This is a genomic window from Spirochaetia bacterium (assembly GCA_022482625.1).
Lineage (GTDB): Bacteria > Spirochaetota > Spirochaetia > Sphaerochaetales > Sphaerochaetaceae > Pleomorphochaeta.
In genome coordinates, this window is record JAKVOU010000001.1 from 156,092 (window position 1) to 169,649 (window position 13,558).

12 protein-coding genes, 1 tRNA gene and 1 pseudogene are annotated in these 13,558 nt (G+C 47.3%); 12 read left to right on the plus strand and 2 right to left on the minus strand.

Annotation, left to right across the window (positions count from 1 at the left end; translation table 11 throughout):
• Positions 1 to 29 precede the first annotated feature (29 nt).
• The 9 genes and pseudogenes from LKE40_00765 (at position 30) to LKE40_00805 (ending at position 9,207) form a co-directional block, all read left to right on the plus strand.
• Complete coding sequence (locus LKE40_00765; GenBank protein MCH3916026.1) at positions 30 to 971, plus strand: ABC transporter permease; 942 nt, start codon at positions 30 to 32, stop codon at positions 969 to 971.
• Between the two features lie 38 nt (positions 972 to 1,009).
• Complete coding sequence (locus tag LKE40_00770; GenBank protein MCH3916027.1) at positions 1,010 to 2,056, plus strand: ABC transporter permease; 1,047 nt, start codon at positions 1,010 to 1,012, stop codon at positions 2,054 to 2,056.
• A gap of 2 nt (positions 2,057 to 2,058) precedes the next feature.
• Complete coding sequence (locus LKE40_00775) at positions 2,059 to 3,144, plus strand: ABC transporter ATP-binding protein (GenBank protein MCH3916028.1); 1,086 nt, start codon at positions 2,059 to 2,061, stop codon at positions 3,142 to 3,144.
• The gene (locus tag LKE40_00780; GenBank protein ID MCH3916029.1) at positions 3,137 to 4,078 is read left to right on the plus strand and encodes an ATP-binding cassette domain-containing protein; all 942 of its coding nucleotides are present in this window, start codon (positions 3,137 to 3,139) and stop codon (positions 4,076 to 4,078) included. Before LKE40_00775 ends, LKE40_00780 begins: the two co-directional genes overlap by 8 nt.
• 268 nt (positions 4,079 to 4,346) lie before the next feature.
• Positions 4,347 to 5,375 (plus strand): ABC transporter substrate-binding protein, encoded by a 1,029-nt coding sequence (locus LKE40_00785; protein ID MCH3916030.1) that lies wholly within the window; start codon positions 4,347 to 4,349, stop codon positions 5,373 to 5,375.
• A gap of 99 nt (positions 5,376 to 5,474) precedes the next feature.
• Positions 5,475 to 7,073: pseudogene (locus LKE40_00790) on the plus strand (iron ABC transporter permease).
• Positions 7,074 to 7,241: 168 nt separating this feature from the next.
• Positions 7,242 to 8,228, plus strand: a complete 987-nt coding sequence (locus LKE40_00795) for an ABC transporter ATP-binding protein (GenBank protein MCH3916031.1) — start codon at positions 7,242 to 7,244, stop codon at positions 8,226 to 8,228.
• A gap of 89 nt (positions 8,229 to 8,317) precedes the next feature.
• Positions 8,318 to 8,770: a LytTR family transcriptional regulator gene (locus LKE40_00800; GenBank protein ID MCH3916032.1), complete on the plus strand. Its 453-nt coding sequence runs from the start codon at positions 8,318 to 8,320 to the stop codon at positions 8,768 to 8,770.
• On the plus strand, positions 8,770 to 9,207 hold the full coding sequence (locus LKE40_00805; protein MCH3916033.1) for a hypothetical protein: 438 nt from the start codon (positions 8,770 to 8,772) through the stop codon (positions 9,205 to 9,207). The genes LKE40_00800 and LKE40_00805 overlap by 1 nt, the downstream gene beginning before the upstream one ends.
• Positions 9,208 to 9,297: 90 nt before the next feature.
• Here LKE40_00805 and LKE40_00810 read toward each other — a convergent pair.
• Positions 9,298 to 9,370: transfer RNA gene (locus LKE40_00810), tRNA-Pro, on the minus strand.
• A 57-nt stretch (positions 9,371 to 9,427) separates the two neighbouring features.
• Between LKE40_00810 and LKE40_00815 the strand changes: the two genes are divergently transcribed.
• Complete coding sequence (locus LKE40_00815; GenBank protein ID MCH3916034.1) at positions 9,428 to 10,069, plus strand: endonuclease III; 642 nt, start codon at positions 9,428 to 9,430, stop codon at positions 10,067 to 10,069.
• Here LKE40_00815 and LKE40_00820 read toward each other — a convergent pair.
• Positions 9,975 to 10,514 (minus strand): hypothetical protein, encoded by a 540-nt coding sequence (locus LKE40_00820; protein MCH3916035.1) that lies wholly within the window; start codon positions 10,512 to 10,514, stop codon positions 9,975 to 9,977. The two genes, LKE40_00815 and LKE40_00820, sit on opposite strands and share 95 nt — an antisense overlap.
• A gap of 222 nt (positions 10,515 to 10,736) precedes the next feature.
• Between LKE40_00820 and rpmB the strand changes: the two genes are divergently transcribed.
• Together rpmB and thrA are read left to right on the plus strand one after the other, a co-directional pair.
• A complete protein-coding gene (rpmB, locus tag LKE40_00825) occupies positions 10,737 to 10,967 on the plus strand; it encodes a 50S ribosomal protein L28 (GenBank protein MCH3916036.1) in 231 nt (76 codons plus the stop codon).
• 112 nt (positions 10,968 to 11,079) lie between these two features.
• Positions 11,080 to 13,467 (plus strand): bifunctional aspartate kinase/homoserine dehydrogenase I, encoded by a 2,388-nt coding sequence (gene thrA / locus LKE40_00830; GenBank protein ID MCH3916037.1) that lies wholly within the window; start codon positions 11,080 to 11,082, stop codon positions 13,465 to 13,467.
• Positions 13,468 to 13,558: the final 91 nt, after the last annotated feature.

The following is a 13,558-nucleotide window of genomic DNA, read 5'->3' on the forward strand; positions in this document are numbered from 1 at the left end:
TATTTTTTTTGACAAGGTGGAAAGAAAGATTGAGAAAATATATATTGAAAAGGATCCTTATTTCGATCTTTACCCTATTGGCAATCACCTTGGTGCTATTCATGTTGCTTCAGTTGATGCCAGGTTCTCCATTCAATGATGAGAAATTGTCCGCATCCCAGCACGCAGCTCTCAATGAGAAATATGGGCTTGACCAACCTCTTTACGTGCAGTATGTCAGGTACGTAGCCAATATCTGCAAAGGCGACTTCGGCGTAAGCTACAACATAAGCAAGAATACACCGATAAGCCAATTGATACAGTCACGGCTCCCAATCAGCATCAAGATCGGCTTTCAGGCTGTGTTCGTAGGGGCTCTGATAGGCCTTATCCTCGGTATCCTTTCGGCAATATACCATGATACCATATGGGATACCCTGTGTACGTTTATATCGGTCCTGGGAGTTTCCATTCCCAGTTATGTGTTTGCACTTGCCCTCAGCTACCAGTTCGGATTCAAATTGCGATGGTTCCCGATGCTCTATGCAACATCTGCGCCATTTTCTTCTTCCGTATTGCCAAGCATCAGCCTCTGTATGTTTACCTTGGCTTCCATAGCAAGGTTTACCAGGACTGAGATGCTTGAATCATTGGGCAGTGATTACATCATGCTTGCGCAGAGCAAGGGCATCTATGGGCCGGCCCTTATATTCAGGCATGTGCTCCGCAATGCGTTGATTCCTATTATTACCGTACTGGCTCCTCTTATCGTGGACCTGATGACCGGTTCTCTTGTCGTAGAGAAGATATTCTCGATTCCCGGTGTAGGTTCCTTGCTTGTAACGGCAATCCAATCAAATGACTATAATGTCGTCATAGCACTCAGTTTCATCTACAGTGCCATGTATATCGGCATCATGTTGGTCGTTGACATACTTTATGGTGTCATCGATCCAAGAATACGACTTGCAAAAGGAGGTACCAACTCATGAGTGAATGTGAAGTTGCTGCCATTGAAAAGGATACCTCCATGGATTTTGGATCTGTTTCAGATGATGGGGTACGTGATGATGATTTCCGCCTGATCAACGATGAACAGGGTGTCCGCATTGATTCGAACTTCATGAGCCAGGGATACTGGACGGATGTGAGGATGCGGTTCATGGCGAACAAGGGTGCACTGGTGTCCCTTGTCATTATCCTGTTCCTGATTTTCTTTGCATTTGTCGGACCTAGCCTGAATTCCTATTCATATTCTGACCAGAATCTGGTCCAGAAAAACTTTGCACCTAGGATTCCGTTCCTTGAGCACTTTGGAATCTTCAATGGTGATGAAGCGCTCAAGACGACGACGGGCACGAAGCTGCTTAACAAGTATGTCAGTACCAATGAAGAGGATGTATACTACTGGTTCGGTTCCGATACGCTCGGTCGTGATATCTGGACCCGGACATGGATGGGCACAAGGGTCTCCTTATACATCGCTTTTGCGGCAGTCATCATCGATATGATCATCGGTATGTCCTATGGCCTGATCTCCGGCTATTTCGGCGGTGCCGTAGACAACGTCATGCAGCGTTTCGCTGAAATCGTCAATGGTATCCCGCGTCTTGTCATCATCACTTTACTGATGCTGATTCTGAAACCTGGTCTTACTACTATCATCTTTGCCTTGATGATTACTGAATGGATAGGGATGGCTAGGATTGCAAGGGCTGAGATGCTCAACCTGAAGGAACGCGAGTTCGTACTTGCTTCCAGGACTCTGGGGGCAGGGGACTTTACCATAATCTTCAGGGAAATCCTGCCTAATATCATCGGACAGCTCATTACCCAGACCATGTTCAGCATTCCTACGGCAATCTTTACCGAAGCTTTCCTTTCGTTTGTCGGACTTGGTATACCCGTACCGCACTGTAGCCTCGGTTCCTTGATCAACGATGCGTTCAACAGCTTTACGACGCATCCGTATCAGATACTGCCTCCGATCATCGTACTGGCTCTCCTTATGCTTTGCTTCAACATCCTTGCAGATGGCCTGAGGGAAGCTCTCGACCCGAAGATGAGGGAGAAGTAAGCATGTCAGAAGAAAAAGAAACAATCCTTTCGATTGAGAATCTCAATATTTCCTTCAAGACCACTGCAGGATTGGTCAATGCCATCCGTGGCGTAGATCTACGGCTTCATAAAGGTGAGACGATAGCCATCGTTGGGGAATCCGGATCCGGTAAATCAGTTACCACCAAGGCTGTGATGGGTATCCTGGACCGCAATGCCATCGTCAACAGCGGTAGCATCAAGTTTACCTATGAACGTAACGATGGGGAGGAGGTCCATTGCGATATCCTCAAGATGCCGACACGTGATATCAGACGTCACATCAACGGCAAGAGGATTGCCATGATTTTCCAGGATCCTATGACAAGTCTTGATCCGACGATGACCATCGGCAAGCAGGTGATGGAAGGCATGATGTGGCACTATGGGACTTCCAAGGAAGAAGCTTACCGCAAATCCCTGAAGCTGCTTGATGAAGTCGGTATCGTCGATGCCAAGAAGCGGATGAAGAATTACCCGCATCAACTGTCAGGAGGCATGCGCCAACGTATAGTGATTGCAATTGCCCTTGCCTGTAATCCCGAGCTGCTCATCTGTGATGAGCCGACGACGGCTCTGGATGTAACCATCCAGGCAAAAATCATCGAACTTATCAGGAAGGTACAGCTTGAGCGTGGCATTTCCGTCATCTACATTACCCATGACCTTGGTGTCGTGGCAAAGGTGGCTGATTTCGTTAATGTCATGTATGCCGGCAAGATCGTCGAGAAAGGTACTGCCAATGAAGTATACTTCGATCCGGCCCATCCCTACACATGGGGATTGCTTTCCGCCATGCCTGACTTGGATACCAAGGATGACCGGCTATATTCGATTCCGGGCTCCCCTCCGAATCTGCTCCATAAGGTGAAGGGTGATGTATTTGCTGCCCGTAACCGTTATGCCATGGAAATTGACCTGAAGAAAGAACCTCCTATGTTCAAGATTAGTGATACCCATTATGCGGCAACCTGGTTGCTTGACCCACGCGCTCCGAAAGTCGAAATGCCTGCGCAGCTCAAGGCTCGCATCGAGCATATGAAACAGGAGGTTGCAGAGAATGCCTGATAGTACACCATTGCTTAAGGTCAAAGGACTCAAGCAATATTTCAAGATCAATGCAAAGTATACGGTCAAGGCAGTTGACGGAGTTTCTTTCGAGATTTTTCCTGGCGAAACCTATGGCCTTGTGGGTGAATCCGGTTCGGGTAAAAGCACCATCGGCCGGAGTGTCATCCGGTTGTATGAACCGACGGCAGGCAATATCAACTTCAATGGAGTCGATATTTCCGGAAAGCTCAGCAAGAGTCAGAATGAGAAGCTTCGCACTGACATGCAGATGATTTTCCAGGATCCTATGGCTTGTCTCAACCCTCGTAAGAAAGTAGGGGAGATCATTGCCGAGGGGCTTGATATCCATCACCTGTATGGCAGCCGAAAGGAACGTACTGAAATTATCAGGCAGATCCTTGATAAAGTAGGTCTTTCTCCTGAACATATTGACCGCTATCCTCATCAGTTTTCCGGTGGACAGCGTCAGAGGGTAGGTATCGCGCGGGCTTTGGTGATGCATCCCAAGCTTATCATAGCAGATGAATGCATCAGTGCCTTGGATGTGTCCATCCAAGCCCAGGTAGTTAACTTGATGAAGGATATTCAGCAGACGACGGGAACTGCATATCTTTTCATTGCCCATGATCTTTCCATGGTCAAGTATATCAGTTCCAGGATCGGTGTACTCCATTTGGGACATTTGCTGGAAACGGGTACGACGGATGAGATATTTTCCAACCCGATTCATCCGTATACACGGAGCCTGTTGTCTGCAATACCACGGCCGAACCCTGTAATGGAAAAGAAGCGGGTCCCGCTGATGTACGACTATGCTGCCAGTGGCATCAATTATGATGCCTGTACCAGCTATCATGCCGGAGGTACGCACTATGTGCTTGCTGATGACCAATTGCTGGAAAAATGGAAGGCTGAACCTTTTGAACTGTAAGAACAGATTGCATGGATGAAAGGAAGAGGGTGCATGCTGTTTTCCTTCTTATTCCATGTATTTCTGTTGTCTGTTGAAAGGTTTTACATTATGTCATTATCATAAATAACGTAATATCTGATAAGTATTATTAAGTATCTGCCAAGTTGAAATGCAACTTGGCGGTCTTTTTTTGCAAGTTATGCTTTTCCTGCAGCATGGGCTTGTTTCTATGATAGCTTCTTCTCGTCATGTGAGAATTACAATATGACTAAAGGAGAAGAAAGAAATGAAAAGACTTACTAGGGTGGCAGTGGCTTTGTCCTGCCTGTTGATGGCCCTTCCGCTTTTTGCCCAAGGGACAAGTGAGACGACTTCTTCAGCGGATGAAGTGTATGTATACTCCATCATGCCGGAGAAATATGCGTCAAAGGTCTTTGAAGAATTTACAAAGGATACAGGCGTCAAAGTCAATTTCGTAAGGATGTCTTCAGGAGAAGCCTTGTCCAGGATCATAGCTGAAAAGAACAATCCCCAGGTAGACTGCTTATGGGGTGGCCCGTCGGATACTTATGATGCCGGCGTAGAAAAGGGCGTATTTGCCCAGTATAAACCAGCAGAAGCTGACAAGATTCCTGCAAATTATCGTTCCGCGGACGGTTACTGGACGGGTATCGGTATCATTCCGTTGACTTTCCTTTCGAATACGGATTTTTTGAAGAGTCATAATATCGAGGCGCCGACAAGCTGGCAGGATCTGCTTGATCCAGTCTATAAGAACGGACTGCAGATGGCAGATGCCAGGACTTCAGGAACAGCCACCGAAAGAATCTATACATTGGTCAAGGTCTTTGGTGAAGACGGTGCCTTTGCGTATCAGAAGAAACTGAACAAGAACGTACAGCTCTATACCAAGAGCGGTGCAGGTGGAGCCCTTCCCGTTGCAAACGGACAGGCTGCTGCCGGTATCTTCTATCTTGTAGACTCCCTTGATATCGTCCATCAGGGTTATCCATTGGTGGTGACTTACCCGAAGGAAGGTGTGACCTATGGAGTCGAAGGTGCCGGTATCCTGACAGGATGCAAGCATCCTGAGGCTGCAAAGAAACTGATGGATTGGGCTTCTTCCAAGCGTTTGGGCGAAGTCATGGTAGCAAATGATATCTGCTACATTCCTACCAGGACAGATGTTGCGGTCAGCGATCCTGCATTGGATATGTCAAAAGTCAAGCTCATTCAGGCTGACAGTGCTTGGAAGGGTAAAAACCGCACCAAGTTCGTACAACGTTTTGTGGATGAAATAATCCAACAACAGTAATATCGGCCTATCCGGGGCCTTGGGCCCCGGAAATATTACTTCAGTGGAGGTCTTCCTTTGGTAAAATCAGGAACAACTACTTCTTCTGGAAAGGTATCCATGCTGAAACGGGATCCTTCCCTTTTTGCCTTTCTTGTCATCATATGGATCTGCCTAGGCATATTCGTACTGTTTCCATTCATAAAACTTTTTGCATCAGCCTTTATCGTTGATGGTCATTTTTCTTTCCAGCAGATAAGCAGTAACCTTGGTGACCGATATACGCTCAAGGCCTTGTTTGATTCTCTGATATTGGCAATAGCCGTTTCAGTGAGCGGTACTTTCATCGGGTACTTGTTTGCCCTTATCATTACCAGGACCACTGTCCCGAAGGCTATGAAGGTACTGATTTCAATGGTTACGTTGCTACCGTTGATCTCACCGCCTTTTACCAGCAGTATTTCCCTGACTCTTGCACTTGGACCCAACGGTACGCTTCTCAAGCTCCTGGGCATAAGGAACCTGAGCCTATACGGTTTCCTTGGGACATGGATTTCAGAAACATTGACCTATTTCCCAGTTGCTTTCATGATTATCTCAGCAGTGCTGAATACAATGAACGCTTCATTGGATGATGCTGCGATGTCCCTTGGTGCTACAAAATCAAGGATACTCAGGACGGTTACGCTTCCACTTTCAGTTCCTGCCATCGGTAATTCAGTATTGTTGCTTTTCGGTTCGTCACTTGCCGATTTTGCAACTCCCCTTATCCTTGGGGGACAAGGTTTTCCTGTATTGCCGACACAGGCATACCTGCAGATTACCGGTTTGTTCGATATCCATGGCGGCGCTTCAATTTCATTCCTGCTGTTGGTACCGGCGTTGATTGTATTCTGGATGCAGAGGATGATGGTCGGAAACAAAAGTTTCGTGACTGTCACGGGTAAGAACGGAGCACAGTCTGATTTTGTCAGACTGCCGACGGCTGTAAGTATAGTCATGTGGACTTTTTGTTCAATTGTCATTGCCTTTATCCTTTACCTGTACTTCATTATTTTCTGGGGATCGTTGGTAAAGACTTGGGGAGTGGACAATTCCATAACCTTTGAGAATTACAAGTATGTATTTACCTTTGGAGTCAAAGCCATTGCCGATACGCTCAAGATCGGTTTCGTGGCTACGGTACTGGGTAGCCTACTCAGTGTGGTGATCGGCTATATCATCCAACGAAAACAGTTTGCCGGCAGACGTCTGCTGGATGTCATCAGCCTTCTCAACTACGCGCTTCCTGGGACTGTGGTAGGTATTGCCTATATAATTGCTTTCAATGACAAGCCGATAGTCCTGACGGGTACCATGACCATTTTGGTGACAGCCTATATGTTCCGGTACTATGCGACAGGGATCCGGTCCGTCATGACTTCTCTTCAGCAGATTGATCCAGCTTTGGAGGAGGCTTCGATGAGTTTGGGGGCATCCTCGGTACGGACATTCAGCCAGATAACGGTACCGCTTATCATTCCTGCTGTCCTGGCGGGCATGAGGTATCTGTTCATCCATTGCATGACGGCAATCAGCGCTACGATATTCCTGGTATCTGTCCGGTGGACATTGCTGACCACAAGGATCTTGGAATCGATGACGGAACTTCAGTTTTCCCAAGCATGTGCTTTTTCTGTAGTCTTGATCATCATCGTGTTCCTTGCAGATGCCCTGATGAATCCTGATGCTCAACCTATATTCCAACCATTTCAGGGAAAATGCCAAGGAGGTAAGATGATGGATGATTATGCGCTCAAGATTGAAAATGTATCGAAGGTATTCAGCAAAGGTTCTGAAAACGTCCGTGCGGTAGATAAGGCGAACATTTTCGTAAGACAAGGGGAAATGGTTACGTTCCTTGGTCCTTCGGGTTGTGGCAAGACGACGACGTTGCGTATGGTTGCCGGTTTCGAGCTGCCTACCGAAGGCAAGATTACCATAAAGGGAAAGGATGTGACCGCTATTGCCGTCAATAAGAGAGGTGTGGGGTTTGTATTCCAGAACTATGCACTTTTTCCTCATATGACAATCTACAACAATGTAGCTTATGGACTCAGGTCCCAGAAGATGGATGAGGGAAAGATCAGACAGAAAGTGGAAGAATCCTTGGAACTTGTCGGACTGAAGGCTGCGGAAAGAAGATATCCGAATGAACTGTCAGGTGGAGAGCAGCAAAGGGTAGCCTTGGCGAGAGTCATCGTGATGGAGCCTTCCCTGTTGCTGATGGATGAACCTCTTTCCAATCTTGATGCCAAGCTTCGTATACGTATGAGGACTGAGATAAGGAAACTGCAGAAAAAGCTTGGCATTACCTGCCTATATGTAACACATGACCAGGCTGAGGCACTTACCGTAGCTGACAGGATTGTCGTCATGAGCCGTGGTAAGGTGGAACAGATAGGCACACCGCTTGAAATCTACAGCAAGCCGAAGACAACCTTTGTTGCTGATTTCATCGGACAGGCAAACATCCTCAAATGCGAAACTGAGGAAGACCATGGAAGCAGCGTTACCGTATTGCTTCCAGGAGGCATTCCTTTTACCGCAAACAAAGTCGAAGTGTCTGAATCGAAATTCAGCAGAGGGACGACTGTCAGTCTTATTATACGACCGGAGAACATAAAAATCCTTGACAGGGAAGAAGGAAAGGTAAAAGCTACGGTAGTGACGGCAATCTTCGTAGGTTCGCATACTGAATACGAACTCCAGCTGGAACCTGGAAAGATTATCCAAGCATCAGTGGCGTTTCATCTCAGGGGAAAACTTTACAGTGAAGGAGATGCAGTCAGCCTTGAATTTGACGATGAGGCTGCCCTTGTCCTTGACGAGTGATATATGAAAGTCCTGGAGGCTGCAATGATTGCGGCAGGAAATGCTGATCAGATAGAGATAGTCTTTGGAGGAAGAGGTTTGGCGGGTCGATGGACGTACAGTTGATTTGTGGCGTTGAGAATAGAGCAAGGTTACAGAAAGAACTTGAAGAAAAAGGCTTTGTCATCAAAGATAAGGCAGCCTTCATATTCTATGAGGCAAACTTTTCTGCCAAGAAATTTATCTTTGCCCAGGATGCCCGGCAAGCAATCTCCATGCTGAAGTTTGAAGATATCCTCTATTTTGAAAGTTTTGACGGTGAGACCTTTGCCGTAACCTTCGATGGTAAATATACGGTAAGGGAAAAATTGTATGAACTGGAAGAACAGTTGGTGCTGAGAGATTTCTGCAGGATTAGCAAATCGGATATCGTGAACCTGGTCAGGATTGTAAAGATCATTCCCTGGATAGGTTGCAAGCTCTTGCTGGAATTGGAAAATGGTGACCGGGTAACGGTCACCAGGACCTATTATGATGATTTCAAGAAGAGGATCGGCCTGTGATGAAAGACATGCTGTATGAACCGCTCGTTTGCCTGGGGCTTGGTTTTGTTTTTTCCATTGCCATTGTCTTCTATTACTGCAATGGATTGGGAAATGCCATGTTGATCGTCGAGGGAACCATTTTGATAGCCCTTGTCATCTGGGTAATGGAAAAACTCATGATGTTGCTGTTTCTTAAGACAAATTTGCCCGTGTTTCTCAGGGTGACAGTCAATTTCTCAGCAGATCTGCTTCTTTTCTTCTTTTGCTTTAAGATTACGTCGTTCCTTGCCTTTTCCCGTATGGTTGACTATAAGATATTCATTGTTCTGCTTGCTCCGTCCCTGCTGATAGGGGATGTCATGGTGGAACAACATTTCAACAGAAAGATGGCCCATTTCAATGATACGTTCAAAGCAAAGAGATTTTCTCACCAAAGCAAGGATGGAAATATCTGAGTAAACAAAATAAAAAGCATCCGTCTGTAGGATGCTTTTTTTCAGTCTGATGATATCTCATCAGAAAATCAGGTGTAAATATACTGATATTCGGGATGAAAGGACTCGAACCTTCGATATCTTGCTCCCAAAGCAAGCGCCATAGCCGCTAGGCGACATCCCGCAACGAGGGTGAGTATACTTGGTTGCTAAAGTTTTGGTCAATAGGTAAAGTGAAAAAATGAAAAAGTCAGAATTTATTTATCAGGTATATGTACTGCTTGACGCCAATTCACCGAAGACGATTACGTTTCTTGACCGAAGGGAACCTTTCCAGTTTCTCATTTCAGTCATCTTGTCTGCGCAGACGACGGACCAGACTGTCAACCAGGTAGTACCGGCCTTGTTTGCCAGGTATCCTGATGCCGTTTCATTGGCTTCGGCTGATTATGAAGAAGTCTGCAATCTGATCAGACGGACCGGTTTCTATCGGAACAAGGCCAAGAATATCATTGCTTGCAGCAAGGCACTTGCAGGAGGAAGAATACCAGATACCATCGAGGAACTGGTCAAGCTTCCTGGAGTGGGACGGAAGACTGCCAATTGTGTCGTCGGCGACATCTATCAGGGAAGTGCCGTGATTGTCGATACACATGTAAAACGGGTACTGAAGCGTTTGGGCTTCACTTCTTCATCCGATCCTGACCGCATAGAAGCACAGGTGCGGGCTTCCCTTGCAGAAGAGTACCTATATCGATTTTCAATGATAGTCAATCTGCATGGCAGGCTTATCTGCCATGCCCGCAAGCCGGATTGTGCTCATTGTCCTCTTGCAAGGCTTTGTCCTTCGAAAGATGTCGTTGGTCAAGAAGGTGCCAGATGACGCCTCCTGCATCGAGGAATCTGACGGAGTAGCATTCCAGCCGGAAATCGGTAAGGACAGGGCGGAAGTCCGTTGCTGCTGCAGCAGGGAACAGAAACGGTACAGCTGATTCCAATTGAGGCAGCAATGCCTTGAGGCAGTCATTGTCATTTGGAGAGGATGCAACGTTCGGCTGTCTGTCCGGTTCATCAGCTTTCAACACTTGCAGCAAGGGCGTGAGCTTATGCAGGTCTGCAGCACTTCCTGTCTCGAATTTCCCATTGATTGCAGGCAGTCCTTTTGGAATAGCTGAAAGGTGTGTCTGCATAAGGAAAAGGGCAGGCGGAAGCATCAAGGACAGTCCTTGTCCGCTGGTTCTGAAATATGTTCGTCTTTTGGCTGTCCATTGGCGTCTGTCTCCATCGTTCAGCCTAAAGCCCAGAAGGTTAAGTGTATATTGAGACATGGAGACAGCATACCTCTGTCGGCTATACAGTTGCAAGGGGAAATCTTTCGACTTGTTGTGCTGAGGTATTTACATAACCTCGATTATTTGGTATTTTGCTCTAAGTTGAGTCCTTGCTGTCCGACGTTCTTGCGTTATGCTCACAGAATAGGGTTTTCTGTGCAGGATGGACCGGATAGCTTCAACAGCAGCAAATTAATGTGAGTGAAGGTGGATATAAGTATGGCTCGTAGATGTGAAATTTGCGGTAAAGGCCCTGTAGTTGGGAACAATGTGCCAAGGAAAGGCCAGGCGAAGAAGAAAGGTGGTGTCGGCCAACATATCGGCGTAAAGACAAAGCGCGTATTCCGACCCAATTTGGTTTCTGTGAAAGCAATTGTCAATGGCAGTCCCCGTACGATCAAAGTATGTGCACGTTGCCTTCGCAGTGGTGCAGTCGAGAAACTTTCATAAGTTTCTGTTTGGCACAAGCAAGAGAAAAAGAGCCCGAGAAGGGCTCTTTTTCACACTTGGAACTTTTGTTTGATGTTTTGTTCATTATGTTGAAACTGAGGGAGAGATGTTGATGCGACAGATTCAGCTACATGCGATTGAAGGATCTATGATACTTAGCCAGTCAGGCAAGGAAAAACTTCAGAAACTGTATGGACTTGCTGATGGGGAGCGCTTGGTCTTGGTCATTTCTTCCCAACAGGAAAAATTGCTTTCAATACGTTCTTTGGTCGAAGGTGCCAAGGAACATGACGAAAGGCTATGGTCCAATATTGAAAAGGGTCAGCTTTTCTGGCTGGGACTCGTCGACCAACTGCTCCAGGGTGAAGGCCGGAAACAGACGGCAGATTTAGTCAAGAAAGGCTTTACCCATCTTGAGGAACTGCTTCGCAGTGCATGGCTTGTCGGTGACATATCATCGGGGACGTTCGGTTATCTTGACCATGTCGTCGGTTCGTGGATAGCTAAGATGGCTGGCTTCATGTTGGCAGAAGTCTGTGATGATGTTGTCCTGTGCGAGATGGACAAGGCGCTGACCATGCCGGCTGAGGATGTGCCTTCCGTCTTGGTCGTTTCCAGTCCTTGCCATGAAGGATGGCAGGCCTTTGATGCGGAAGCTGTGGCTTCTTCGCTCTGCATCCAGTATGATGCCCATACCATGACCTGCTGGAATTCCATATCCCTTGTCAGGACTGCGGACCTGAATGAAGTGCCAAGTGCACAGGTCATCCCCCTGCTTTCCTACAGTGAGGCAACTGAACTCTCATATTTCGGTTCCAGTGTCATTCATCCGAAAGCATTGCTTCCGGCCATTTCCAAGGGATATGAAGTAAATCTCCGCTGCTGGAATGATTTTGAGGAACCTGGTACCGTTGTTACTCCTAATGAAGATCCCAAGGGAAGCGGTACGATCAAAGGGTTTTCCGTCATTCATAATACTTCGCTGGTAAATATCGAAGGTGCAGGATTGAGCGGGGTCATCGGATTTTCTGCCAGGCTTTTTGCCGCGATGACCCAGGCAGGTATTTCTGTTATCCTGTACTCTCAGGCGTCCAGTGAATACAGCATCTGTCTTGCTGTACCGTCACAACAAGCCGAAAAGGCTGTGGAAACAGCAAAGAGCTGTTTCCATGAAGAATTGGAAGACAACAGGGTCCATGCCATTGAAGCAAAGGATGGGCTTGCCATCATTGCCGCAGTAGGGAACCAGATGGCAGGGAAATCAGGTGTATCCGGCTTGTTCTTCTCGTCTTTGGGCAAGGCTGGCGTCAATGTCATGGCTATTGCACAGGGATCAAGCGAACGCAATATCAGTGCCGTGATAAAAGGCAAGGACTGCACGAAAGCCCTGAGAGGTCTGCATGCTTCTTTTTTCCTTTCCCGTCAGGCACTGTCTGTCGGTCTGATAGGTCCCGGCAATATCGGAGGGACTTTGTTGGACCAGATTGCCAAGGAGAAAGTCCGGTTGAACGAACAGTTTGGCTTGGATATCAGGATCCGTGCCATTGCCAATAGCCGGAAGATGTTGCTTGATGACGAAGGGATTGACCTTGACAACTGGAGACAGGAATTTGAAGAGCGCAGTGTCGACTGCGACCTGACGGCCTTTGAAACCCATGTCAGTGTGACCTACTTTCCCCATAGTGCAATCATTGATTGCAGCTCAAGCAGTTTCCTTGCAGGCAGGTATGTTGCATGGCTGAAGATGGGCATGCATGTCATTACCCCGAACAAAAAGGCAGGAACGGCCGATTATGCCTATTACCGGCAACTTTTTGATACCTGCAGGGATACGGGCAGGCGCTTCCTTTATGAAACTACTGTGGGCGCAGGACTTCCTGTGCTAGGTACGCTGAAGGACTTGGTGCAGACCGGTGACAACATAAGGAAAATTGAGGGCATTGTTTCCGGTACGCTTGCCTGGCTTTTCAATAATTTTGATGGTAGCAAACCATTCAGTGCTTTGGTCAGGGAGGCCAAGCAACTGGGCTATACGGAGCCTGATCCCCGTGATGATTTGTCCGGTATGGATGTGGCACGTAAAACGGTCATCCTAGCCAGGGAATTGGGATATGATGTGGAAGTGTCCCAGGTCCCGATCGAAAGCCTTGTGCCGAAGGAGCTTGCGGCTCTTCCTGCTGACTTGTTCCTTTCCAGGCTTGATGAACTTGATGGACCGATGCTGGAACGTTTCCGACAGGCTGGAAATGAAGGAAAGCGGCTATGCTATGTAGGACAGGTAGATGCCGGTGGCAGCTGCAGTGTTGCCCTGAAGGCGTATCCTGCCGACCACCCGTTCTCCCAGGCCAGCGGAACGGATAATGTCATCTGCTTTACTACTGATCGATATCTGGATCAACCGCTGGTAATCAAGGGACCTGGAGCGGGAAGGGAAGTGACTGCCGGAGGTGTTTTCTCTGACATCCTCAGGCTTTCTGCCTATCTTGGTGCCAGGATCTGATAGATGGCCGTCTTGGCGACGGCTGCTGATTATACTTAACCGTAAGGAGGAAAGGCAACTGCCGGAAGGTAGACTTGGATTGCCTGATGTA